This window comes from Sphingobacterium multivorum (genome assembly GCF_039511225.1).
Lineage (GTDB): Bacteria > Bacteroidota > Bacteroidia > Sphingobacteriales > Sphingobacteriaceae > Sphingobacterium.
On sequence record NZ_CP154261.1, the window covers coordinates 2615341 to 2641636 of the forward strand.

The 26296-nt window shown below is 45.8% G+C and carries 21 protein-coding genes; 11 read left to right on the forward strand and 10 right to left on the reverse strand.

All coding sequences use genetic code 11. The features are described from left to right. Positions 1-14: 14 nt before the first annotated feature. The 6 genes from AAH582_RS10635 to AAH582_RS10665 form a co-directional block, all read right to left on the reverse strand. Positions 15-809 (reverse strand): hypothetical protein, encoded by a 795-nt coding sequence (locus AAH582_RS10635; protein WP_343322119.1) that lies wholly within the window; start codon positions 807-809, stop codon positions 15-17. Positions 810-812: 3 nt separating this feature from the next. Beyond that, positions 813-1616 (reverse strand): hypothetical protein, encoded by an 804-nt coding sequence (locus tag AAH582_RS10640; protein WP_343322120.1) that lies wholly within the window; start codon positions 1614-1616, stop codon positions 813-815. A 10-nt stretch (positions 1617-1626) separates the two neighbouring features. Continuing rightward, positions 1627-5082 (reverse strand): carboxypeptidase regulatory-like domain-containing protein, encoded by a 3456-nt coding sequence (locus AAH582_RS10645; RefSeq protein WP_430459037.1) that lies wholly within the window; start codon positions 5080-5082, stop codon positions 1627-1629. 166 nt (positions 5083-5248) lie between these two features. Continuing rightward, positions 5249-6415 carry a FecR family protein gene (locus AAH582_RS10655; protein WP_343322121.1) on the reverse strand — a complete coding sequence of 389 codons (1167 nt, stop codon included), beginning with the start codon at positions 6413-6415 and terminating at the stop codon, positions 5249-5251. 73 nt (positions 6416-6488) lie between these two features. Then, positions 6489-7097: an RNA polymerase sigma factor gene (locus tag AAH582_RS10660; RefSeq protein ID WP_343322122.1), complete on the reverse strand. Its 609-nt coding sequence runs from the start codon at positions 7095-7097 to the stop codon at positions 6489-6491. Positions 7098-7414: 317 nt separating this feature from the next. Further along, positions 7415-8380, reverse strand: coding sequence for an alkaline phosphatase family protein (locus tag AAH582_RS10665; RefSeq protein WP_343322123.1), 966 nt, complete (start codon positions 8378-8380; stop codon positions 7415-7417). 315 nt (positions 8381-8695) lie between these two features. Here AAH582_RS10665 and AAH582_RS10670 point away from each other — a divergent pair, with 315 nt between their 5' ends. Beyond that, positions 8696-8932, forward strand: coding sequence for a hypothetical protein (locus AAH582_RS10670; protein WP_046676052.1), 237 nt, complete (start codon positions 8696-8698; stop codon positions 8930-8932). Between the two features lie 129 nt (positions 8933-9061). Here the strand turns inward: AAH582_RS10670 and AAH582_RS10675 are convergent, their stop codons facing one another. Further along, positions 9062-9724: a hypothetical protein gene (locus AAH582_RS10675; RefSeq protein WP_343322124.1), complete on the reverse strand. Its 663-nt coding sequence runs from the start codon at positions 9722-9724 to the stop codon at positions 9062-9064. 504 nt (positions 9725-10228) lie between these two features. Continuing rightward, the gene (locus AAH582_RS10680) at positions 10229-10696 is read right to left on the reverse strand and encodes a DUF6265 family protein (RefSeq protein WP_343322125.1); all 468 of its coding nucleotides are present in this window, start codon (positions 10694-10696) and stop codon (positions 10229-10231) included. Between the two features lie 219 nt (positions 10697-10915). Here AAH582_RS10680 and AAH582_RS10685 point away from each other — a divergent pair, with 219 nt between their 5' ends. Beyond that, positions 10916-11341, forward strand: a complete 426-nt coding sequence (locus tag AAH582_RS10685) for a DUF3995 domain-containing protein (RefSeq protein WP_343322126.1) — start codon at positions 10916-10918, stop codon at positions 11339-11341. Between the two features lie 137 nt (positions 11342-11478). Here the strand turns inward: AAH582_RS10685 and AAH582_RS10690 are convergent, their stop codons facing one another. Further along, entirely contained in the window at positions 11479-12435 is a 957-nt protein-coding gene (locus AAH582_RS10690; RefSeq protein ID WP_046676056.1) for a nitrilase family protein, read from the reverse strand. 41 nt (positions 12436-12476) lie between these two features. Then, on the reverse strand, positions 12477-13316 hold the full coding sequence (locus AAH582_RS10695; RefSeq protein WP_046676057.1) for a helix-turn-helix transcriptional regulator: 840 nt from the start codon (positions 13314-13316) through the stop codon (positions 12477-12479). Between the two features lie 432 nt (positions 13317-13748). On the opposite strand from AAH582_RS10695, the gene AAH582_RS10700 reads away from it, so the two are divergent. The 9 genes from AAH582_RS10700 to AAH582_RS10740 all read left to right on the forward strand — a co-directional run bounded on the left by AAH582_RS10700 (position 13749) and on the right by AAH582_RS10740 (position 26099). Beyond that, positions 13749-16802 carry a SusC/RagA family TonB-linked outer membrane protein gene (locus AAH582_RS10700; RefSeq protein ID WP_343322127.1) on the forward strand — a complete coding sequence of 1018 codons (3054 nt, stop codon included), beginning with the start codon at positions 13749-13751 and terminating at the stop codon, positions 16800-16802. Positions 16803-16827: 25 nt separating this feature from the next. Then, positions 16828-18195, forward strand: coding sequence for a RagB/SusD family nutrient uptake outer membrane protein (locus AAH582_RS10705; RefSeq protein ID WP_343322128.1), 1368 nt, complete (start codon positions 16828-16830; stop codon positions 18193-18195). Between the two features lie 40 nt (positions 18196-18235). Next, the gene (locus AAH582_RS10710) at positions 18236-19585 is read left to right on the forward strand and encodes a beta-carotene 15,15'-monooxygenase (protein WP_343322129.1); all 1350 of its coding nucleotides are present in this window, start codon (positions 18236-18238) and stop codon (positions 19583-19585) included. 21 nt (positions 19586-19606) lie between these two features. Further along, positions 19607-21076: a hypothetical protein gene (locus tag AAH582_RS10715; RefSeq protein WP_343322130.1), complete on the forward strand. Its 1470-nt coding sequence runs from the start codon at positions 19607-19609 to the stop codon at positions 21074-21076. Positions 21077-21098: 22 nt separating this feature from the next. After that, entirely contained in the window at positions 21099-22550 is a 1452-nt protein-coding gene (locus tag AAH582_RS10720; RefSeq protein WP_343322131.1) for an MBL fold metallo-hydrolase, read from the forward strand. A 32-nt stretch (positions 22551-22582) separates the two neighbouring features. Further along, positions 22583-23254 (forward strand): hypothetical protein, encoded by a 672-nt coding sequence (locus tag AAH582_RS10725; RefSeq protein WP_343322132.1) that lies wholly within the window; start codon positions 22583-22585, stop codon positions 23252-23254. Between the two features lie 43 nt (positions 23255-23297). After that, on the forward strand, positions 23298-23459 hold the full coding sequence (locus AAH582_RS10730) for a hypothetical protein (RefSeq protein WP_156167749.1): 162 nt from the start codon (positions 23298-23300) through the stop codon (positions 23457-23459). A 21-nt stretch (positions 23460-23480) separates the two neighbouring features. After that, the gene (locus AAH582_RS10735; RefSeq protein WP_343322133.1) at positions 23481-24908 is read left to right on the forward strand and encodes a phytoene desaturase family protein; all 1428 of its coding nucleotides are present in this window, start codon (positions 23481-23483) and stop codon (positions 24906-24908) included. A gap of 402 nt (positions 24909-25310) precedes the next feature. Continuing rightward, positions 25311-26099, forward strand: coding sequence for an SDR family NAD(P)-dependent oxidoreductase (locus tag AAH582_RS10740; protein ID WP_343322134.1), 789 nt, complete (start codon positions 25311-25313; stop codon positions 26097-26099). Positions 26100-26296 lie beyond the last annotated feature (197 nt).

Sequence of the window (26296 nt, forward strand, 5' to 3'; positions counted from 1 at the left end):
CATATGCACCAACCCTAATCCAGGTAAAAGAAAAGCCGGCTGAATGTTTGATTCGGTGCTTTTGGCGCAATAAAATAGGGCTGAACTTTGCCCTTGTCGTTTAATTTTGGTAGAAAGAACCCGACTGCAGGCAGTTTGCTTTTTGCTTCATCGCCGTCAAAAGCCCACTCATCATCGGTATTGGCTTTGGTAAAATTGACCGTGGCATTCGACAGATCAACGCCTTTCTCAAAATCCTTCGATGGTAGATAGTCCACATAAACCCACCTTCCGGGAAGCACATTTTTTGCGATGTACTCCTTACGGATATCGCCCGTCGTTGCATTGACCTTCTGCAATGAAATATCAATCGGGAAATCAATGTTTTTATCATAAATATAAAAGCCCAGTTTATTGACATTGGGGTCTGCAGCAGGTGGGGTCACTTCCTGCGCCTTGCCATCAAAATAGACGTAGTTGAAATTGACTTTGATCGTGTTTTCAGGCAATTCGGCACTGTAAACCACTTCCTTGGTCTCCGTATCGGTTAAGGTAACTAGTCTTTTTTTTGGTATTTTGTAGCTGTAAGCCGTTGCAAAATGGATATTGTGCTGCGGCTGGATGATAAAAGCGCCATCTTTATGATCAAATACGGTCGTGTCAATGGCGATCTGCAATGGATGGTCACTGCCATTATAGCCATTGATCAGAATATGCATCGCGCGTTCCACCTCCGCAGCGTCCTTATTGCAGGCACTGAACAGGAAGGGAAAGCTCATCAGCAGGAGCGCAGTGACCAGGGAATACAACTTTGTTGATAAATTTTTCATACTTTATAATTCTAAAACCTTATTAAACCGCATCATGGTGTTGATGGGTGCTTCATTGATGATAAACAACTTGGAAATGGCTTTTGTGGGTGAAGGGACAGGTGCACCCGAGCTAAGCTGGCTGAATTCAAAAGACGATCCTTCGGTATAGGGGATGTCGGTGCCTGCTTTATAAATATAGGCCCGAAAGAGTACCGAGGTCTTTTCTCCCTTGTAGTCCTGGATGCCTAAGGGGAAGGGATCAAAAACGAGGGGTTGGGAGAACGTATTGGGTGTTAGATTTTTGATCCGTATGACCTCTTCAAACACTTTGGGCGTGAAATAGTATTTTCCAAATACAATGTCCACGGGCTCCCGGTAATTTAAGATGTTGGACTGGAGCATATAGATCAACTGTACTTTACCCTCCACAGGTGCCGGCACTTTTGGAAAATCGGCTACTTTTCCGTCCATGTAAATAACATTGAGGTCTGTTATAACCGCCGTATCGTTGGCTTTGATTTCCCGTTCCAGCAGAATTTTATCGGTCGCCTTAGACTTCATGGTAAATTTTAAACGCTGCTTGGCCGGGTCATTGAAATTATAATTCGCAGCAAATGCGATGCGGCTAAAGGCTGGTGTTACCGTAGCGCTAAAGGTGTCCAATTGCAGGATAAGTTCCTCGTTGCTGTTGTTGTAACCACTTAAATTGATCATATGCACATTGGAATGATACAGCAGTTGGTCGCCACCTTTATCGCATGAAAGGAAGGTGGATAGCAAAAAAAAGGCGATCGCCGTGGCTATTAAGATTATTTTTGTTTTCATAGCGGTTGATTTAAAAGGTATATCCGATGGAAAGGCTAAAGGAACTGCCCACTTTCCGGTTAAAAGTTTCTTTGTCGCCTATGCGCATCTTTTTTGTTCCGTCTTCGGAGGTCTCGTAGTAACCTTCCTCATATTTCTGGGAAAAACCAAACTTCCATTCGTAGATCTCGTCCCATTCCTGTGTGGGCCATTCGGAGTTTGACAGCCCTTTCCAGCGATCCTGAACTTTGAACGTCTCGGGTCTGTTCACATAGAAGCGAAACGGACTGTTCAACAGATTGCTCAGGTTCAGTTTAAGATCGAGGTTTTTGTTTTTCAGCAATTTGTAGCTTAACTGTGCGTCGAGTTGGTTGCGCGGGCGCTCGTATTCAATCAGATCTTCGCTCATGGCTGTCATAAAGGTTTTATAGCCCATATGGTTAAAGGCTACGTTGGCTCCTAAGCGGTCTCCGGCGTATTGGATGGCCGCGTTATAGACCACTGGTATCTGTCCATAAAGTGGGCGCTTGCTTTTCAGGAATTGCTTTTCACGGTATTCAAAGGTATTTCCGTATTTATCGGTGCCGATGCTCTTTGCCCTAAATTCGGCCGACTGCACTTCAGAACTTTGAAGCGTAATGTTTCCGCTGACATTGAAATCCTCCAATAGGGAACCGGGCGCCATAAAGCCCAGGTTTTTACGGATATCAAACTCCAGTCCCTTTACTTTGGCCCATTCCGAGTTATTGGTGGTCACATAGATGCGGTGCGACGAATCCATCATCTGCCGGTACAATTCGATTGGGTTCTGAAAATATTTATAGAAAAAGCCGATGGAAATAACTTCGGCAATGGAAGGATACCATTCAAAACGCATATCATAATGGTCAATTAAGGTCGACAGCACACCTTCATTCCGACGGTAAGCACCGCCCAATGCGGGGTCCTGCCGTACCATCTTGGAGTTTTCAATCAATGCCGGCCGCACCACGGACTGTGAGTAGGCCATGCGGATGTTGAAATCGGGTATGGGCGTCAATGTTAGGCTCACCGATGGCAGGTAGCGCCAGGTTTTCTCTTCGGTTTCGGGATCGGCCGTCATGCCCACCAGTTTGCCCGTTTTGGGATCGACAAAGCGTTGCTTGCGCATCGCAATGGTTCTGGCGTCCATCTGCAGGTCATTATCGCCATTTTGCAGGCTTTTATACTTGAAGTATTCGGCACGTACACCCCAGACCAGTCGGATCCACGAGTTGAAGCGATTGTCGAGTAGACCATAGACAGCCTGGTTTATATTTTTCCCTTCGTAAGCACTGACGGAGAATGCCGCTGGATAGTAAAACATGCCATGTAAGGGATCTGTAAACTCCAGGTATTTCGACCAGGTGTTGACAGGCGTAAAGGTATTGGCACCGACCGAAACGATAGGCAGCGAAACCCATTCGAACAGGCCATGCCGATCCATATATTGGTATCCGGCTTTGAACGTCTGCTTTTGCCCGAGCCAATTCGTCTGGTAGCTCAATGCACCTTCCGCAATTTTGTTGGTCTCCGTATAATGGTACTCGGAGCGTGTAAATGTTCCGTCACCGGCATTGGCGTAGTGCGAAGGGATCACATTATAAAGGGTATCATTTAAGAAACCGATCGGAGCGAGCCAGGCTTCGGTGGCATCTTTCTCACGGTTGTTCAGCTGATTGCGGGCAATATTCCACTCGAGTTTGAAATTGCCGAACCGATGTTCGCCATCCAGCTTATTCTGCAGCATATCGATAAATTTGGGACGGTCATATTCGCGGATAGCTGGCCTCGAATCGTAACCAATATCATTTCCCCAGCCTTCGATTACGGAAAACTGATTGTTGAACATCCGGGAATAGAAATTCCGCGAGGTTATCTTGTGATTTTTGCTGTTCCAGCCCAGGTTGACCAAAGCGCCTAAGCTTGAATTAAAGTTATACTGTGTTGAGGTCGTTGGATGGATTTCTTTGCCCGTGCTGACATCGAAAGTTGTCCCCTCTACTTTTTGCCAGTTGCCGCGCTCAAAATTGGAGATGTGATCAATAGATTGCTCATTTCGGTAACTGAGCGAGCCGACAAATCCAAAGACGCCCTTTGTACCACTATAACTCCGCCCCAGGCTGAACTGGTAGTTTTGCCCGGGTAGCGCCGTATATTTTCGGGTACCCAAACGCTCCAGTCCGCCGATACGCCCGTTCTGTGCAGCGATCATTTCCGGTGTAAAAGGTTTCACGCCTTCAGGCACGGGTTTATAGGGATTGGCAGGGTCATAATTGATCCCGTCGAAAACGGTCAGATCGCGCGGGAAATTACCGCGTGTACCATCGTCAAAGGCGAGGTAATCTAAGCTGCCGCGACCATAACCCAGGAAATCTTTGCCCGTGGATCCATTGATATATTTACTCCCCACCGAAAAGGAAGTGAAGTTTTTGACCGGAATGGCCAGGGTGTTGATCTGTACCAGTCCACCGCCAAAACCAAAGCTCAGGTCGGGGGACGAAGATTTGTGAATGATGACATTGTCGATCAGGTTGCTGGGGACAATATCAAATTCGAAGTCCCGTACCTGCACGTCTGTACTGGGGAGGGTGGCGCCATCCATCATGGCCAGGTTGTAACGCTCGGCAATACCGCGGATCACCACCCGACGGTTGTCGTTTGTACTGACGCCGGAGATGCGTTTGAGGGTCTCACCAACGTTTTTATCCGGTAAAACGGCAATTTGCTCGCGACTGATCCCGTTGGAGATGGTGGCTTCATTCTTCTGTTTGGCATATAAGGAAGCCACACTTTCCTGTTTATAACTTCCTGTCACGACCACCTGCTCCAGGCTTTTCACCACGCTCTTCAAAACGATGTTGAGATTGGTCTGTTTGCCGGACTGCACCACGATGTCGGTGATTCTTTTTGTCTGATGCGAAATGTAGCTGACTTCGATGGTATAGGTGCCGGGGGCGAGGTTCAAGCTGTAGCTGCCATCGGCTTTACTTTTTAAGGATTGGCCGCTTCGGAGCAGCGTAATGCTTGCATCGGCGAGGACTTCCCCATTTTCATTGATGATTCGTCCGCTGATATATCCTTGCTGTTGGGTGGTGCTGTTGCCGATGCTGGCGGATAGCGGAAGGGGGATAGCGGCCATGCTTTTTGCCGAAACGATCACAGACTGATCCTTCAGCACAAAGCTGAGCGGCTGGTTTTTGAAAATTTGGGCCAATACAAGATTGATGTCGGTATTGCTGGTTTCTATGGTAACGGGTCTGGCGATGCGCAGCAGGCTGCCCTCGACCAGAAATCCATACCCCGTCTGTGTACTTATTTTCTTGAATACTTTGGCCAGGGAGCTGTTCTTCTCGGAGAGACTGATGTTTTGTCCTATTGCTCCGAAGCTGATCTGTAGCATGCCAAAGAGTGTCATGAAGGTGCCTAGCTTCATTTTCAATAGTATTTTTGTATTTTTTTTATACATTTGTTAAGCTGAAATATGTGTTCATTGGATCGAGAAATTCATAGGCCTATTCCGGCTTTTTGGCCAGTAGTGTTGCGACCACTATTGGCTTTTTTTGGAATTGGGCATGCGGTATAATGTTCTATCAGGTGCTGTCCTAGGGCAGTCACCGATGTCAGTGCTTGTCTTATTTTGTTTCTACGATAAGCCTCCTTCCTTGCATCTCGACCTGGATGCTTTTAAATGTTTTTAATAGATTCAATACTTTTTCAAAAGACCAGGACCGCGGGATTCTTCCGGTAAAGGTTTCGCTCGTTGGGGTACCCCGATACTGGATGTCCACATTGTACCAGCGGCCAAGTTCGTCCACAACGCTGCCGATATCGGCATCTGTAAAATCAAAGTAACCCTCTTTCCAGGCGATCACTTCCGCGGGGTCCACATTTTTAATGGACATGGATTCTCCCGCAACAATACCCTGTTCTCCAGGCTTGAGAATGACGCGCTGATGCGCATTGGTCAAGGCGATGGAGCCGCTCAGGAGGGTTGTTTTGGTTCTGGATTTTGATGTGTAGGTATTAACATTAAAATGGGTTCCCAGTACTTCAATCACTTGATTTTCGGAGCGTACCCGGAAAGGCATAGCCGCATTGTGTGCCACTTCAAAATACACCTCACCGCTGATGCTCACCTCGCGCGACGAGCCCCGGAAGGCTGAAGGATAGCTGATCGACGACTGTGCATTGAGCCAAACTTGCGTACCGTCGGCTAATGTCAATTGGTAGCGGCCACCCCGTGGGGTAGTAAGCGTATTGACATGTACCTTATCGACGTTCTTGCCGGCCGTATACACCAGATTACCGGGTTTCAGTTTGTTGATATGGATATTTCCTTCGCTGCTGAGCTCGCCATTTTTGGACTCGTCCAGCAGGATTTTTTCACCATTGCCGAGGGTTAAGATGGCTTTATCCATTGCGGGATGAATGCTGCTGCTTTGCTTTTCAGCAGCGGTAGGTGACTGGTCTGTCTGCTGTTTGAAGATGTAAAACGACACCGTGCAAAGGAAGATGAGGGATGCTGCTGCTTGCCATAGCCTATTTCCCGGATGAAGGAAGGATCGCTTCTTTGGAAGGGCGGTCGATGCGGATGTCTCCGCGTCGATCTGATCGAAGATTTTTTCCTGCAATTGGCTTTTCCGGAATACACGCTCTTCGGCGCTTAACCTGTCGATGAGATCTGGATTGGCTTCAAAGGAAGCGTACCAATTTTCAAGAACCTGGAGCTCATCCTCCGTTATTGTGCCGGCTTCGTATTTAGCGAGTATATCACGTATCTGTTGATGTTGATCGTCCATTTCCTGTGCTTTATACTAAGGAGTACCCGAAGTCTGCAAAAGCGGGAACGGAAATCTGAAAAAAATACTTTGCCTATTTTTTGTGCGTGTAGAGCAGCAGAACCAGGTAGAAAATATCCATTTGATGTGCTTTGATTTCCGTGCGCATGATCTTCATGGATTTTGTGATGTGTTTGCGCACCATGGCCACCGAAATGTTGAGCTGGTCGGCGATATCCTGATTGGAGCGCTTTTCGAAGCGGCTCAATAGAAAGACCTCTTTGCAGGTCGCGGGCATTTTTTCGGTGATCTGAATAATCTCTGCGTGGATTTGCTTGGCTTCGAGCAGCGTGTCGGGCTGAATCGGAGCGGTATAGCCGAGCTGGGCGGCGGATTGGATATATTTATCCTGCACTTGTTGCGCCCGATAGGTTTTAAAGACCTGAAATTTAATCGCCGTTTTTAAGTAGGCCGAAAGGGAGTGGCTGAGTGTGATCTCCTTCCGCCGCAGATAAAAATCGACAAAAATAGCTTGCACGATCTCTTCGGCCATGGCCAAGGAGCCTGTCCGTTTACCGGCATGATTGATCAAAGGTTCCCAATAGCGGTTATAAAGTTCGGAAAATGCGGCTTTATGGTCTTTTAGTTGGACCAATTCCACCAGTTCCTGATCCGAAAGCGTTTTCAATTCACAATTAGCCATTCTAGTTAAGCAAAGACCAAATGTAAATAGGCAATTAAACCTGAGCGTTTTACGAATATTAATAAATTATTAATATTCGTTTGGCCTGCTGCTGTGTTGGGGGCGCCGACAAATAAGCGCTCGGTCCATCAAATAATCCGTTTTCCTTCTGTGGAAAGCGGATTATTTGATGGTGAATACCGCCGGGCTTGCTAACCCGGGGAGTTTAGACTTGATTACCTGGTTATTCAGCTATAATTACCCCGGTATCTGGCTATTTACTTGCTGTCCGGCCATACTTGTTCGGGTATTCTATATATTTGCCGAGGTCTTCAAATTTATTTGAAGATCTCGGTAGGAGCAATTCCCGACCAGGATTTTGGTAGATTTTTTAGTCCAAATAGGCGGGCCAGTATCCACGAGGTATTTCTATTGCTATTGAAGAAGGCATTGGTCACGCCTAGATTTTTGATTTTTTTGCCCGTAATGCCAAAAGGGATCTGCATCTCGTTCATGCTCGTGCCGCCGTGACCCTTCTCGATGCCACCATGATCGGTCAGTAATAGGAAATAGCAGTCCTCATAGAGATTTTGTGCTTTTAATGTCTGTATAAAATTCCCGATGGCAACATCTGCTTCTTCGATTGACGCTATATATTCCGGTGACATCCAGCCGTGGCCATGTCCGGCATGATCGGTATTCACACTGTATAGAAATACCAACATCGGATTGTCTTTATTGTCCTCGATAAATTTTAAGGCTTTCGCATAGTTGTTCTCGTACTTATCGTCCTGCTCAAAGGAGACTTCATCCAGGTATTTTTTGTTGATGGGATTGATGAGCTCAGCCCAATTGTAATAGAATGCGGTTTTTGTATTCGGTTTCTGCTCCTTCACTAGTTTGAATATGGATGGCGAATAACCCTCTTGATCTACCTCCAAAGCTTGCAAGGGGCGATTGTCCAGCGTCCAGTTGTTGGCCGTGATACCATGTTCTTCGGGGCCCTGTCCCGTGAGATGGCTTGTCCAGTTGGGGAGTGTGACTGATGGAAGGACGGGCCTGCTGGATAGTGTCAGCAGTCCTTTTTCAAACAGCTTGTCGATATTTGGATGTTTTGAACCCCTAAAGCCTTCGGAACTAAAACCGTCGAGACCGATGATAACAATACGTTGTGCATTTACAGCGCTGCATACAGCGAGAAATAATAAAATCAATAGGGTTTTCATGCGTCTCATCGCATAACGATAGACGCTGGAAAGTGGACTGCTGCCACGATTCCAGTGATAGGTTGGTGAATTTTTCATGAATATAAATATACGTAAGTTTTGTAATACTAAACAAAGTTTATTTATACTGTATTTCTATGCGATTAAATTTGTTTGAAATCAGAAAATAGACAATAAGCGTCGGTCGTCTTTTCCATGCTTAATATAGTAACAAGAATGCTATTGCTTTATTTTCTAAGTATTAAAGTGGAAATAACAATTTTAACTCCTGACTATTGTTGCGTAATGGTCAGAAGTTTTTTATATTTACGGCACGTTAGCGAACCTTGGGCCGATAATCTGAAAAATCTGGCTTATTGTCGGAATGCGCAATGATTAAAAACTTATTAAAATATGAAATATTACTTACTGACCTTTTCCGTTTCTGCTCAGGTGCTCACCAAACGCACTGAATTGATCAATTACCTCAGCCGGCATATTGCTGATCTGAAATACATTTCGGCCGATCTTCAGGATAAACTTTGTACCATTACCATCCGGACCTTACGACGAGACGAAGGTGTTGTTCTTAATCTTTTGGCCATAAGGGGTTTCAAGGCATCTTTTCTATCGGCGACCGAAGGCCCTTAATGCGGTTAGTGGGAAAGATGGTCTAGACGATTTTGTTTAAAAGCGCCGCAGGATGCACTTTAGGATCAGCTGGGGTTAGCGTGGGACGCAGTGAACTGCTGCGATCCTGCCTATTGAACGAGCTTAAAATTACCGGTTCAAAACGTTTGTCCGTTCGATTACCGCGATTTCCTCTTTCGCGGCAATCTGCTGTTTTTTTGAAGTTCTACAGTAGGTATACTGTCGTGAACGACTAAAGCCACGGGGCAAGACTTTCCGCTCCAGATAACCCTCCGCTACATATTTACGCAATAGTGAAGTAATTCGTTCAACCTTTAAAGTAATCTGATAAGCTTTTTCAAGATCAGCGATAACCTGTTCAATGGTACGGGGATCGTTAAAATAATCCGAGTTAAAAATCAGCTGCATGACAGATTCCCGCTGATAACGGTGATCCAGATTTTGCGTCCTTTGGAGTTGGTATTTGTCAGTGACCTCATCAGTAAAGAACTTTTTGCCTAAAGGAAAGAATTTGGTCCTAAATCGACCGACATTACTGTGGGCACCTGTTTCTATTCTTAATGAAATTGATCGATCAAAAAATTGGGGCATCGGAATAGACAGTGCTTCACAGAGCGTGGCTACAGCTTCTACAGAGATCGCCGAATTTTTGTGGCAGTAGCTCTGAAGTCGGCTTTCGGGTATTTCGCAAAAATTAGCTAGGCCCGCTAATGTCATTGATGTTTTGTCAAGGATTTCTAAGATCCGCATGGAAACCCATTCAGCTAAGGCGATATTGGTGATTTTTCCCATATTAATTGCAAAATTCCGCTCGAAATTTAATGGATTGTACCATTTGTTCAGAATTCTTTTATAATGTATAGTTTTTCTTTTTTTATTTTGGTCAGCCGTCCTTTTTTTTGTTAATATCTAAAAGGATATGTTATCGACAGATGCTTAACATGAGCGGTATTGTTTATTTTCGTAATACAATTGATTAGTTGGATAAAAAAAATGACGTTAAGTCTCATTTTTTTATTTATATAGACGATATTACTGATTTTACTGAAAAGCTGACGGTTTTTTAACACAGATAAATGTGTTTTTGACAGAAATATGTTTTTTGCTTCAATTGATTGGTTCCTGAGATCGGCACAATGCTGTCTCCATTTGCTCGATCCTTTCAGATAAAAGCGGACTTTTTTCTTTCCGATTTGGCTATTCGGTAGTGCATACTCAGGGCATTGACCACAGGATCAGGTGTTGAATAGGGAGAGTTCGATTATTCTTTGTTCATGAAAAAGGACGGCTACCCGGCTATTTTGAAACCTTGCCAAACTCGAAGGGAATTTGGAGGCTGTCGCCAGCTACATTTGCTTTCAGCTTTTCACCTTCCCGCCAGTAGGTAATTTTTTTAGGAAAGGGCAGCGAGTCATTCGTACATTCGAACAGACCATTTTTCATCATGGTCATCTCAAAAGCGATAAAATCTTTCTCATCAGGTGTCTTGACCTTTAAATTCCATGCACCATCAGATTTTGATAAGTGCATTTTTTCCTGATGTATGGTATCCTGGTTATGTAGGGTAAAAGCAAAACCGACATATTCAGCGTCTTTGATTTTCTTCCAATATTCAAAGGTCCTTTTATCCTTGGTTTCGTTGGTACGCTGCCATTTTCCCACGAGCCAATCGAAATTTTCAGATGGCTCATTTTGAAGCCCTGAACATCGTACCAAAACGAGTAGAATCAATAAGGGAACTCCAACTTTGACTAATTTTGCCATCTTCTGTTTTGTTTTAAAGTTTATAAGCCAGCATAATGGAGCTGCTGAGACGGGCCCAAATATTGACAAGAGGCTCTGTTGCCCCTGTCCGATTAAATTTAATAAAAAAAACGGAGTTTGAAAAGTATCGGTTTGGTCATTATTCTGTCAATTGCACCAGTCTAACGACGCCCTTTGCAGGCATGTGCTTTTTCGTGTAAAATACGTTATATTTACCTGATGGAGCTTGTACTTTCTAGCGTAATTGCCGCTATTTTTATTTTTTTGGCTTTGCTGCATTTTTTTTGGCTGTTCGGCGGCCAATGGGGAATGAACGCTGCCGTTCCGACCGACTTGAGTGGAAGAAGGATATTTAATCCCACCAGGGTAGGTACTTTATTGGTAGCCATCGGATTATTGATTTTTGCGTGGGTAAATCTATGTGCCACCGGGGTTTTGAAGATCTCGATGGACCCCAAGTATATTCGGTATGGAATGTATATGGTCAGTGCTGTTTTCTTCCTCCGATTTATTGGCGATATGAAGTTTGTCGGCATTTTTAAGAAGTATAGGAAGACTCCTTTTGCCCTAAGAGATACGTATTTTTATAGTCCATTATGTCTTTTTTTGTCGCTGTCCAATGGCTTTTTGTCGCTTGTATTATGAGAAAAAACAAGTGCTTTTTTTAAGATTGGAAGTGCTGTCATCGAGTAAACATTTGGAGGTTGATCGGTGGGATTATTGGATCAACTACTTTAAGACGATGTATAAAGGTCTTAAAGTAGCCGTTCGGTTTTGCGGAACTAGCTATTGTCGGTATGCAACCAGACCACTTTTTGTTGGGACTCATGCTGTTGGCCGATAATGTCACCGTAAAGGTCAGGCCTTCGGGCATTGATGTAACGATATCCACCGGCTTGAATCAATTTTTCGGGTGTAATGGTGGCTAGTGTAAAACTATCTTCAAATGTACGGCATTCGCTCAGGATATCCCCGAAAGGATCTAAGATCATAGAGCATCCATTTTTTAGCTGATCGTCATCCATCCCGATGGGGTTTGAAAAAACAACGTAGAGCGCATGATCATAGGCCCGGGCTGGCAGCCATTTCATCAGCCAGCTGCGTCCTTTCATTCCGTCAAACTCTAGGCGCAGGCTGGTTGGATCGTTTTCGCGGTTTTTCCAGAGCTGTGGATCGACAAAACCTGCACCGGGTCGGGAAGAAGGGGTACACATGGTTACATGGGGCATAAAGAGGATATCGGCACCTAGCAATTTTGTTGCGCGTACATTTTCGATGACATTGTTGTCGTAACAGATTAAAATGCCACATTTCCAACCATTAATTTCAAAAATAGTATAGCCTTGCCCTGCTTTCAAATGGGGGTTTATAAAGGGGTGAAGCTTGCGATGCTTTGCAATCAAGCCATTTTTGTCTACACAGATATATGGCTTGTACAAATTGTCGTCCTCATCCTTTTCAAACAGGCCGGCGAGGATAATAATGTTGTACTTAGCGGCGATTGCAATCAGCTTTTGTGTACTTTCGCCGTCGGGAACAAGTTCGGCAATCGCAAGCATCTGCTGCTTGTCTAAATTTCGGGCGAAGGTATATCCCGTTATGGAGCATTCGTGAAAGGCGATTACTTCGGCCCCTCGTGCAGCGGCCTCTTGTGCAAGTCGTTCGATAACGGTTAGGTTATAAGCCTTGTCAGCACTCTTGTGCTCAAATTGTGCGGTAGCAATTTTTAAGTTGTCCATATTTCTTTCATTGATCTATAGACAAAGCTAGATGCGGATCCCTAGGTAAAATTGTATAAACCCGACATCTCACCAGCGCTATTCTTAAATTCCATAAAATTGATCGCTAGCCGATTTGTACTATTTAAATATTCGGAAGGGGTGATACCAGTATATTTTTTAAATGCCCTGATGAGGTGAGATTGATCAAAATATCCACTTTCGTGGCTGATCGTCGTTAAGTTTGTTTCAGCTGATTTGTTGCGTAGCAATTTCAAAAAGGAATGGAATTGGACAATATTACCAAATTTTTTGGGGCTCATTCCCACCTGTTCCGCGAATATTCTTTCCATATGCCGTTCGGTGTAGCCGCTATATTGGACGATTTGTCCGACGGTAACCAATCCTTTTTGTGCTGTGATATGTTGCAGAACTGCAGGCAGTGGGCTTCGATTTGGAAACTTCTGCCGGACTGCATAGGCATAAAAGAAGGCATTTAACAGCTGTACTTTCTCCTTTGGCGACTTCGCCTGCAGCAGGTCCTCATAAAGCTGTGCAACATACTTCCTAAATACATCTTGCGTAACAATAATTTGATCTTTTAGTGCATGAGCAGCAATACCGAGTAACTTATAGAGCCCATCGGGTTGGAAGACAATAATAACAAATGAAGTCTGTGCCAGCAGCGCGAGATCCTGGAAATGGCTGATCTGACCATACAAGAAAGAAGCGGGGAGCGGCTGACTCTCGTTGATGGACAGGTGGCCTTCATTGAGCAGAAATACCATTCCCGTGTTGCCATCGGAAAATAACCGCAGTTTTTTATGCTGATCGCCAGCACTTTCCAAAAAAAGATAATGTTTGATGTAGGACGATAAAACTTTTGGAGGAAATAGCTGCATGACCTGATCGATATTTGTCTGTATTCAAATGTACATATTTCTGTCAGCTCTACGACATTGATTGACTCTATTTTTGGTCAGGAAAAAGATTATTGAAAATAAAGTCTACTAATATTATAGAATTTATTTTATGTTTACTATATTTGTTTTATCAACCTAGGAGATAAGCCTGTCTTGCGTACAAGCCGCATCTTCCGCACGTAATGATCACAATGTTTCACTTAATTCATTATTTATGAACGGCAAATTTTATCTAAACCCTTTCCAACCGAGCGCAGGTCTGCGCAATGGTACATCCTTTTGTTCTGATTTCAATAAGCGAATGTGTAGCTGCGGTTAAAGGGAAGTATTTCTTTCTATAAAAGCAGCTTTTTCTGACAAGTAATCAATTGGCGTTGGCACTTGTAAATATTCACTGTTAAAATTTTACCTATGAAAAATAGCGTATGGAAGTACGCCGTGACAATTTTTTTGTCACATGGTTTGCTATTGCCTGCATTTTCGCAGCAAGCTGAGCCCCTTATTAACGCAACCTTAAAAGGTGTTGTATTGGATTCGATTACCAATCGGCCTATTGAAGGTGTTACCATAAAGCTCGAAGGTGTTACGCACCAAGTAAAGACCGACGCGTCGGGAAGATTTCAGTTTGTCACGGGGCAACGGCTTCCGTTGACATTCTCCACTTCATTTTTGGGATATAAAGGTCGAAAGATTACCGCACGGGAGGCGCAGATTCAGATCTTGCTTCAACCGAGCGTTTCTGACCTGGATGAAGTGGTCGTTGTGGGCTACGGTATACAAAAACGAAGAAGCCTTACGGGCGCAGTTGCCAAGATCGACGCTGCCGAAGTCAACAAAATTCCGGTAGCCAGTTTTGATGCCCAGTTGCAGGGTAAACTCTCCGGAGTGCAGGTTTCCACCAACTCGGGTGTCCCCGGCGAAAGTATCTTTCTGCGGGTTCGCGGAACAACATCCATCAACTCCAGTAGCGATCCCTTATATATTATTGATGGCGTATTCTTAAACAATACCTCGCTTCAGAATATCGGACTTGGTGGACGGACCAGTTCACCGCTCACAGATATCAACCCGGCAGATATCGAGTCGATTGAGGTGCTCAAAGATGCTTCGGCAACTGCAATTTATGGCTCCCGGGGGGCCAATGGTGTAATTATCATTACCACCAAAAAGGGAAGCTACGGTAGCCGGACCAAAATTGACCTTAACCTGCAGGGAGGCTGGGCTGAAGCTAATAAATCTTTGTTGCCCAAACTGGCTACAGGTCCCGAAACGGCAACCCTCGCCAACGAGTGGTGGATAAACTCCGGACTGGACAATCCGGCATTGAAACAGACTTTCGCCAACAGGCCTTACCGCCCTGTCTCGGAAGGCGGGAAAGGAAATCCCGAAGATCAGCCTACTTACGATCGCCTTGGTTTCCTCTTGCGCCACGGGAAGCTGCAGGATTATAACATCGGTATACAAGGGGGCGGCGACAAATCGCGGTTTTATATTGGTGCCGGCTACACAGGCCAGGAAGCTTTTATCAAGGTGATCGACTTCTCGCGTACCAATCTCAAGTTTAATTTTGACCATCAGATCAGCAGCCGTGTGAAGATCGGTCTGACCAATAATTTTTCCAGAACTTACCGCAATCAGGCACGTACAGGCGATGGCCCACAGGTAAGCCTGTTCAATTCGGCCGTTTCTTCGGCAACGAATGTGCCGATATTCAATACCGATGGATCAATCAACGGCACCGATAATACGTATACCCTGGTAGACAACTACGATGTTAATACCACAAGTCTGCGTTATGTGGGAAGTGCCTTTGCGGAAATCGATCTGCTAAAGGGACTAAAATTCAAATCCAGCTTTAGTGCCGACTATAACCTCTACGACGAATCACAATACTGGAACAGTAAAACCAGTATCGGTATTGCGAATAATAATCAGGCCACCTCGGGAATATCAAGAAATGCAACCTGGATCAATGAGCAAACCTTGTCGTATCAGAATGCCTTCGGTAAGCATAGCCTCAATGCTATTTTGGGAAATACTTTGCAGAGCAATGTGCTTGATTACAAGTATTTGGAGGGGAATGGTTTTGCCAATGATTCCTTTAAACAGATCTCATCGGCAGCCAATATCATTGCCGCCGACAACTGGACCAAATATACCATTGCTTCCTATTTTGGAAGGGTAGGTTATAGCTATGCTGACCGTTATTTTGCAGAGGCAACCCTGCGGGCAGATGGCTCGTCCAAGTTTGGTGCCAACAACCGATGGGGGTATTTTCCCGCTTTTTCGGCGGGCTGGCGGATTAGCCAAGAAGCCTTTCTGGCGGATCAAACCTGGTTAAACGACCTGAAAATAAGGGCTTCCTATGGATTGACGGGCAATCAGGCCGGAATCAGCAATTTCGCCGCCAGAGGTCTTTGGTCGGGCAATGAAAAATATGCGGACAGCTATGGCAAGGTGTTGCCAAGTACAGGGCCTTTCCAGCTGGGCAACGAAAATCTGCGCTGGGAGAAAACAGCACAGGCCGATCTTGGGCTAGATGTGGCGTTATTCAAAAATCGCCTGTCCATTACCGTGGATCTTTATCATAAATATACCTCCGATCTGCTGCTCGAGCGACCTATTGTCGGCAGTTCCGGTTTTTCAAAGTATTGGGCCAATGTGGGCGAGATCAGCAACAAAGGCTATGAAGTGTTGATCAATTCGCTCAACGTGAAAACAAAAGACTTTACCTGGAATACAAGCTTCAACATCTCGGGTAATAAAAATAAAATCGAGAAACTGCCAACGCAGATCACCCAGTATACCCGCGATTGGGTGATCCTGAAAGAAGGTTATTCGCTCAACTCATTCTGGCTGTATGAGCAGTTGTATGTCGATCCACAGACCGGAAAGGCGGTATTTGACGGACAGCTGAGCGATGGTTCTTTGCCCACTTCGGCACGCAAGGTATTTCGCAATGCCTATCCCAAGTTTTATGGTGGTATAGGCAATACCTTTACCTATAAAAACTTCGATCTGGGTGTAGACTTTAGTTTTCAATATGGCAATTACGCGGTGAACCTCAATCGCTATTTCAGAGAGCGTAATCCCAGCAGTGGTGGGGTGTTTCAAAATGTGCTTAACAGATGGCAACAACCCGGGGATATCACCGATGTGCCCCGGCTGACATCGGAAGGGCTCAACTATACCATCGATGCCAATAGCCGTTATCTCGAAGATGCCTCGTTTTTGAAACTCAGACAATTGTCATTTGGATATAAACTCCCGAAAGAGCTGGTAGAGCGGGCTAAACTGACTGCTGCGCGTATCTATTTTGTAGGTTCCAACCTCTTTGTCTGGAGCAAATATACAGGCGATCCGGAATCGAATGTCACCAGCAACCCAAATGCGCAGGGGATAGGTTCATTTGGAACTCCACCACAGCCCCGTACGTTTCAACTTGGGCTCAATGTTACTCTATAAACGTTAACCTTAATCCGTAAAGCTCATGAAAAAAATTATATATTTCCTTTATCCACTTCTTGTCCTTCAGCTCAGTGGCTGCAGTTCTTTTTTGGAAGTTGAGCCCAGAAGTTCTGTATCTGATGAAGTGACTATTGTCGATGCGAGTTCTGCTGCAACAGCAGTACGAGGCATCTACTCTGCACTTCGGTCCAACGATTATTATGGTTATAGCTTTCAGCTGCTGGGATTCTTTTCGGCAGACAATATTGTATATCGAGGTAGCCAGACTGTCCATCAGACCCTAACCAATCATACGGTTAAATCCGACCTTGCCGTGTTGGCTACCGCATGGAACCAGATTTATGCCACCATCAATAGGACCAACCATGTAATCAGCAAAGTACCCAACCTAGCGTTGACGACGACTTTCACCGAAGCTTACCGCAACCAGCTTGTGGGGGAAGCCTATTTTGTGCGCGCACTGGCGTATTTTGATCTGGCCAGAACCTGGGGTGGTGTACAGATCGTGTTGCAGCCGACAACTTCGGCCAGCAGTCTGCCGCAGGTCAAAAGAAGCTCCCTGGCCGACACCTATGCGCAGGTGCTGCAGGACCTGCAAAAAGCGGAACAGCTCTTGCCCAATGACACCAATCGCATCCGCGCTACCAAGAAAACAGCCCGCGCGCTGCTGGCAAGATTTTACCTCTACCAGAAAAACTGGAGCGAAGCCATAAAATATGCATCCTATATTATTGACGACAACGCCAATTATAGCTTGGTCAATCCATACCGCTCGTTTTATGCCAACAATACCTCCAACACCAAAGAGTCTGTCTTCGAATTGGTCTATGATATCAACAATACCAGCGGTCAGGCCAGTCAATGGTTATCGGGCAATAATGGCGGGACTGCATGGATCAGACCTTCGCAGGGGATCTACGACCTGCTGGTGGATCCCACGATCGGGGGAGACCGTGCTGCGCTCGTATCCAAAACCTCTTCATCCACCGATCCGAATATCCTGATTGGCAATCTCTATTACCGAACAGACCGTACTGATCCCGTCTTTTTAATCCGTACGGCCGAGCTTTATCTGATCCGTGCCGAAGCCTTGGCTCAGCGGAATGGTTCGGGCGATCTGACAGCAGCATTGGCTGACTTAAATGCCGTACGCTCGCGCGCCAACATTAAACCGTTGCAAGGTCTGGGAGCTGCAGCACTGCTGCAGGCCGTGGAAGATGAAAATCGCGTGGAATTTGCGCTGGAGAACCATCGCTGGTATGATCTTTTGCGGACGGGACGTGCACAGCAGGTGCTTAATATTTCTTCCGTGAATAGGCTTTTGCTGCCGATACCGTACGCTCAGGTTTCGATAGATCCGGATCTACAGCAAAATCCTGGCTTGGATTGATCCATGAATCAGGTGTTTTTTTTCATTTAATCGTATTGAAATGACCATATTAACAGACTCTCATTTTTTTAAGCGCCATCGCTCAGCGATCGCATACATTGGCCTGATTTTCTTTTTGATACTAAGTATCCCTTACGACCCCAATCTTTTTAAGGACCGTTCATGTGGGGATCTGTTTTCCTTGGAGAACTGGTTTGCGTTGGCCACTTACCGCACATCTTTTATTGCGGAGAGCCCTTACGTCGGTACGGATGTACGCGGATATTACAATTGGGCTATTGCGCTGCTGCTCGCGTTGTTGCTATTTTGGGCCTTTGGTCGTAAAATCAGGCAAAGTTTTCAGGCCAATGATGATAGTGTATTTTATTGGCTTCGCGTCCTGCTACGCTATCGTTTAGCCCTGGCAATGATTTTCATTGGTCTTGTCAAAATCATCCCTATACAACTTCCCGAACCGACCATTAGCGAGCTGCATACCGAATACGGTGATTTCCTGCTCTGGAAGCTCTATTACCTGACCAACGGCATTGCAACCGCGGGCTATCTACCGGTAATTGGTGCACTGGAGATTGTGAGTGGACTCTTTTTACTGAACCGGCGCACAGCAATCATCGGGTCGGGGCTGCTTATCGCTGTATTGCTCAATGTTGTTATCGTCAACTATGTCTACGAAATCGGTGAGCAGGTGTATAGTTCATTTTTACTACTGTTTGCGGTCGTGATCTTCTCGTACGACTGGCCCCGTTTTTATCAGCTCCTGATCAAAAAGGGAGCAACTGTTCCCGACGGGTTTTGGCCTGTATATGGACGCCGCATTGCGCGCATTCGCCCTTATCTGCAGGTCTTATTCCTGCTACTGATAGCGGTATTTAGCGTGCAGGCTTACTTGAGCTGGAAAAATTCGGATTATCCCTTCCCCGATGAAAAAGGGTTGGAAGGAGCAGCAGGGGTATACAATGTGAAAGATTTCGTGTGGAAGGGCGATACCATCCCGTATTCGCTGAGCGATACATTGCGGTGGAAGGACGTAGTTTTTGAAAAATGGAATACGCTCAGCATACGCGGAAACCGTTCTGTACGGGTTGATAGCCTCAAACCACGTATCGCCTTCAACCGCGAGCGTAACTACGAATACCTAGGCAATGGTGGCCGCGAATTCTTTGCTTATGCGATCAAAAAAGGAGCAAACAAGGCGGAGACAGCGATCAAATTGACGGGAAAGGTCAGTAAAGGCCACACCTTTTCCTTTGTGGTCAATCGCCCGGATAAGCGCACGCTTGTGCTTGATGGTGTCAACCAACTCGGCGATTCCCTGCATGTGCGCCTGGAGAAAATAAACAAGAAATACCTCTTGCAGGAGGGACGCAGAAAGCCGATCCGTATTTATTAACGATTCATTTAGACTAAGCTTATGGCAACGATTCAATATTTGGAAAGCACTCCAACCAGCCAGCAGGGGCAGGGCTGGAAATACTGGGAGAAAGTGGGATTTAGATTTACTTTTATTTTCTTTATCCTGATGGTAGTACCCCTGGATGGGGACTGGTACGAAAAAGTATTTAAACCCGATTCGTTATACGATTGGATGGCAACGATCGCCGGTGGCTCGCGCACAGGTTGGATAGAAATAGACAGCGAAAGTGGCAAATGGGGGTTCGCGTCGTACACGTCCTGGTGGCTCAATGGCGTGATAGCTGTGCTGGGCGCTTCCATTTGGACGATATTGGCCCGGAATAGCAAGGTGCAACGCTACGATGCGCTTTATTATTGGTTGCGGGTGTTGGTACGTTACCGCATTGCTTTGGGACTTATCGCCTTTGGATTTATCAAGTTCTTTCCGATGCAGATGCCATTTCCATCGCTTGCCAATCTGAATACCGACATCGGCGAATATGCTCCCTTTAAGTTGTACTGGCAGATCGTCGGTGTATCCTATAAGTATGAGATTTTCTTAGGCTTTTTGGAGATCGCCGCAGGAAGTTTACTCTTCTTCAGGCCTACTGTTGTCATCGGGGCCATTATCAATGCGGGCGTGCTCTTTAACATCGCTCATGCCAATATCGCCTATGACGGCGCGGTACACGTATACAGTTCGTATTTTGTTCTGCTTTCCCTTTTTCTATTGCTCCAGTACCTGCCAGCGATCTGGAAGCTCTTTATCTTGCGTGAACCGGTGAGCACCTATTACTATGTGCCCAAGTTTCTCAAGCAGTGGAATAAACCCCTGTATTTCGGCTTTAAGTCAGTCATTGTGGTGCTGTTTATATTTGTTTACGGCTTTTACCGCTATGAGCGATTCTATGATGAAGGACGTTTAAAGGAACCGGTGCTTCCAGGGCTGGCAAAAGCAGCAGGACATTATGAAGTTTCGGGTTTTCTGCTCAATGGAAAGCCACAGCCTTATTCACCGGCCGATTCGGTACGTTGGCATGAAGCCTTTTTTGAACGCTATTCGACCTTGGTCTATAAGGTCAATAAAGCCAATTCCATCGATCTTGGCAATGGCACTCCGGCCTTGAATGATGTGCTCAAAACGTATGAATTTACAGGCCGGGCGGGAGGAAAGAACTACCTGTATTATGAAATAGACTCGGCAGAACATGCACTGTACCTGATCGACAAAAATCAGAAATTTAGTAAGGAGCAACGAAAAAAACTCGATGAAAAACTGGATGTGGGACTGAAGGCCCTGTATGGAAAAGCACAGGGCGATAGCTTAGGTATTCTGAAATGGGCTTACGAACGACCAACGCCAGAACAGATTAGACTCAAGGGGCTAGACGCCAGTGGTAATAACTTTGAAATTACGCTCGACCGGGTTAAAGAATCCTATCTCACCGGTAAAGAATGGTATATGAAAAACACCCTCTTTACCTATTAATCACCTTAAAAAATAGCATGTTATGAATAGAAGATCATTTATCCACCGTTCAGCTGTCCTTTTCACGCTTGCTTCGGCAGGCCAGGGCATATCCTGTTTTGGAAATACCGATCACAGGGGGGCGGGCTACAGTATCAAACAGTTCGAAGATGAGGGCCTCGCACAGTTTTCCTATGCGATTTTGGCCGATAAGAAAATTGTGCTTGTGGACCCTGCCCGTGATCCCAGGCCTTATTACGCTTATGCAAAGGAACAGGGTGCCACAATTATCGCCGTTGTGGAGACCCATCCGCATGCTGATTTTGTGAGTTCACATCTGGAGATCCACCAAGAAGGAAAAATTCCGATTTATGTCAGCAAGCTAGTTCGTGCAACGTATCCGCATCATACGTTTGATAATGGCGATAGGTTGAAGATTTCGGACCATATTGTGTTGCATGCCATCAACACCGCTGGTCATTCACCTGATAGTATCTCTATTCTGTTAAAAGAAAACGGTCGCGATGTGGCGATCTTTTCGGGGGATGCGGTGCTGATTGGCGGGGTGGGAAGGCCCGATTTGCGCGAGTATTCGGGTGAGCAGGCGACAGTACGCGAAAAATTGGCGCGGCAGCTCTATCATACCGTGCATGATGTCTATGCCAACTTAGGCGATCAGGTGCTTCTGTATCCGGGCCATGGTGCTGGGTCGCTCTGTGGCAATGCCATAAAAGGCGCGAAGCAAAGTACCATTGGTGCAGAAAGAACGCATAATTTTGCCTTCCAGCAACAATCCGAAGAAGCGTTTGTCAAACAGATACTAGCAGACCGTCCACCCATACCGATCTATTTTCCCTATAATGTGGCGTTAAATCGTCGGGGAGCAAAGCCATTGTTGGCTTCGTTGTCGGGTATTTCATTGGTTTCGGCAGCTGCGGTGCCTCATGGATCAAGCACTGTCCTTGACACACGCTCAGCTTCAAAATTTAGAGCGTCGCATTTTCCGGAGGCCATTAATATCCCCGAACGGAGCAAGTCGGAATCTTGGGTCGGGACTTTTATTGAACCGAAAGACGGTTTTTATCTCGTTGTGGATACCAAAGAACAGGGGCAGCTGCAGCTTGAAAAATTGGCCAAAATTGGCTATGAGCAGTTTGTAAAAGGGATTGTGCTGTATGGGGATTTCGCAGGGCAGCCTTCGACAGCTTTTGACCAGACTGCTTTCGACCGGGCGCAAGATCACTATTTTATCGTCGACGTACGCACCGCCGAGGAGGCTAAGGCCGGGCCAGTATTCAAGGGGGCGCATAACATTCCGCTGGCGGAACTGAAGCAGCATATTGCCGAGCTACCGGTCGATAAACCTATTGTCGTGCACTGCGCTTCGGGTTATCGTTCGGCCATTGCAAGTAGCCTGATCAATGAATCGCTGCCAAAAGCGCAGGTCTGGGATATCGGAGAACATATTAAAACCTACAAGCAATCGGTGAATTAACACGAGGGATTACACTTAAATGCATACATGATATGAAAGATTTAAAACTATTGGCTACGATGTTGTTAGCAGTGGCAGTGTTACTCAATATGACGAACTGCCAATCCAGACAGGACACCCAGGAAGCCGTAAAAAATAGTCAGGTTTCGTTTAAAAAGGAAGAAGGAGTGCGCTTTAAGCAGGAGCTCGAAAGCCTGAATAAAACGAATAAAGTGCCGGTACAGATTCCCGACAATCCGCGGATCGTTTATGCGACCGAACAGGATGTGCTGGAGCTGGAAAACGGCATTGTGCTGTTTGGATGGCCCAGTTGTCCATGGTTTCGCAATGCCATAACGCCATTGCTGGAATTTGCCCAGGAGGAAAAGGCGGCCATCTATTACCTCAATATCCACGATATCCGGGATCTCAAAGAGAAGGATAAAGAAGGTAAGGTGATCACAACCAAGGCGGGTAGCCCCGGCTATGAAGCTATTTTGGCCAAATTTCATGATATCCTCAATCCCTATACGGCTGTGGGCGTAGACTCTATCAAACGGATTTCTTCACCAACGGTGTTATTTATTGAAAAAGGCAAAGGTGTGCATAAGGTTGTTTCGACGGTCGTATCGCAGACCGATCCGAAGATCAAGCTCGATAGCACACAACAGCAGGAGTTAAAGCAACGGTATCGCGCATATTTTTTAGATGAACATACGATTTAAGACCACAGGATTTCAACAGCATCATAAATTAAATGGATAACATATGAAAAAAATAATCAATCTTGGACTTTTAGCGTTTGTTTTAACGACATTTACAGTATCCTGTGGATCTGCAGGCAAGAAAAAGGAAAATGGCAAAGCACAGTCGGATTCCACATCATCAAAAGGTTCTAAAAAGGATCAGCCCAATACGGGCTGCGACTAATAGACTGTAACACGATAACACATGCGAAGATTTGACGCAATTATTATTGGCTCGGGACCGAACGGACTGGCGGCAGCCATTACCTTTCAGCAACAGGGGCTCAGCACCCTGCTGATTGAAGGTGCCGATACGGTCGGTGGGGGAATGCGGACCAAGGAACTTACACTTGCGGGCTTCAAACATGATGTTTGTTCGGCAATCCATCCCATGGCCATGGCCTCGCCATTTTTCAGGAAGTTGCCTTTGGAAGTTTTTGGGCTATCGTTTGTGAAGCCGACATATGCGGCGGCACACCCACTGGACAATGGGGAAACGGGAATTCTTTACCATAGTCTTGCCGAAACCGTCGAGGGCCTGGGAGTGGACGGTGAAAGCTATTGCAAGCTGGTGGAAAAGGTTGCAACACATTGGGACGAACTAGCGGACGATATTATGGGGCCCTTGGCCTTACCAAAGCATCCGTTGCGATTAGCTTCCTTTGGTCTGGATGCGCTTCAGCCGGCAAGTTGGACGGCAAAGCGTTTTGCCAGTGCACAGGCTAAGGCATTATGGGCCGGCATGGCCGCCCATGGTATTCAGCCGCTAAGCAATTGGACAACCTCCGCCATTGCTATTGTGCTCGCTGCGGTAGGCAACAAATATGGCTGGCAAATTCCAGTAGGTGGTTCGCAGTCCATTGCCGATGCCTTATTAAGTTATTACCAATCGTTGGGCGGGGAGATCCAAACGGGCTTTTGGGTAGAGGATATCCGTGATCTGCCGTCCCATAAAGTCCTACTCTGTGATATCACACCCCGGCAGTTGCTCGCGCTTAAAGGAATAAATCTGGCTAGCAGCTACCGCAGGCGTCTTGAAGGCTTTCGACAGGGGATGGGGGTCTTTAAAGTTGACTGGGCATTGTCAGAAAAGACGCCCTTTAAAGATCGGCGCTGTCAGCAGGCCGCTACCGTGCACTTGGGCAATACCTACGCTGAAATTGCCGAGAGCGAACGGCTGAGTCATCTTGGAAAGCAAGTCGACAAGCCATTTGTGCTGTTTACACAGCAGAGTGCATTTGATTCCAGTCGTGCTCCCGATGGAAAGCATACGGGATGGGCCTACTGTCATGTCCCCAATGGAAGTAGGGTGGATTATACCGAAGCGATCGAAACTCAGATCGAGCGCTTTGCTCCGGGTTTTAAAGAAACCATTCTGGCCAAGCATACCTTTTCTCCTGCGGAGCTCGAGTTGTACAATCCCAATTACATTGGTGGTGATATCAATGGCGGTATTATGGATGTTTCGCAACTGTACAGTAGACCTATTTTGGCCCTAAACCCGTATCGCACGTCGGTAGACAGCATTTATCTCTGTTCATCATCGACGCCTCCGGGAGGTGGGGTGCATGGCATGTGCGGTTATCATGCCGCACGTACAGCGCTCAAAGAACATTTTGGCTTGTTGCCGTAAATGGCGCTAATGTACTTGTTGTCATAAATGGCACCGACCGGCTTGTTGTTAACTTACACAGCTGCCTGGGAACAGGTGATTTTTGCCGTTTTATATTTTTCTGGAGCATAGGGCCTTTAGGAAAAATAGACTAATGAGTATGTTTTTGTAATTTCGGCAGTATTTTTGCTGTATAGGGCTACGAAAACACCCCAAATAATATGTTGCATCAGGCCAAGATAATTTCTTGGCCTTTTGTATGTACTTTACCTTAAGAAAAACACAGGCAAATATATAATTCTGTAAAGCGATACAATAATTGACGCAACCTCTCGGAATATAATTTCACTTAATTTCACATGAGTTTTGAAGAGCGGACATTGTTGGAAACATGTGTTCGAATTTGTAATTAATTGTGGTATTATGAGCAGTACAAGCAACAGGGTGTTGTCTAGATTTATCGGTAAGACAGCATTGATTACCGGCGCAGGTTCCGGTATTGGAAGGGCTACCGTTTATCGATTTTTAAAAGAAGGAGCACGGGTAATTGCGGTGGATATCGTTGAGTCGGGCCTGAGGCAGACTAAGGAAGAAGCGCGTCTTTTAGGTTATGGCGAAAATCTAAGCACTGTGGTCTGTGATATTTCAGATGAATCTGCAGTTCACACCAAAATAGGTGCAGCAATTGCCGAAGTCGATGGGCTCCATGCGCTGGTAAATGCAGCAGGGATACTACACGCTGCCCACACGCATGAAATGACATTAGATTTTTGGAATAACATTATTAAAATCAATCTCACCGGAACATTTTTGATTACGCGGGAATGTATTCCAACACTTTTAAGAACTGCGGGTGCGAGCATTGTCAACTTTAGTTCAACTTCAGCCTCCTTTGCCCATCCATACATGGCCGCGTATGCTGCTACAAAAGGTGCAATTCAATCCTTTACACATGCGATAGCTTCGGAATACGCTAAACAAGGCCTCCGCGTTACTGCCGTTGCTCCAGGTAGTATTGAATCTGGTATGGTGCATAATCCTGGATTTCCGGAAGATGCGGATCTGTCTCTTATCGCTAAACTGACGCCAGGTCTTGGAGAAGGGTTTGGTTCGGCGGATTCTGTTGCAGGAGTTGTTGCGATGTTAGCTTCTGAAGATGGAAACTTCATCACCGGAACGGAAATCCGTATCGATGGCGGTACGCATATGTAAATACAAATAAATTAATAACAATCAATCCCCAGAAAAGCTTTAATGCCTAAATTCTGGGGATCTTATGCCTCAAATTAAGGGCAATAGCACAAGTGTTCTTCCTCCCAAACTATCGATCAGGTACAGATTTCGTACGGTCAGTTTTGTATGGTGGGCCAAACCGTATCATTTTATGCAGATAAATTGAATGTTTCGGC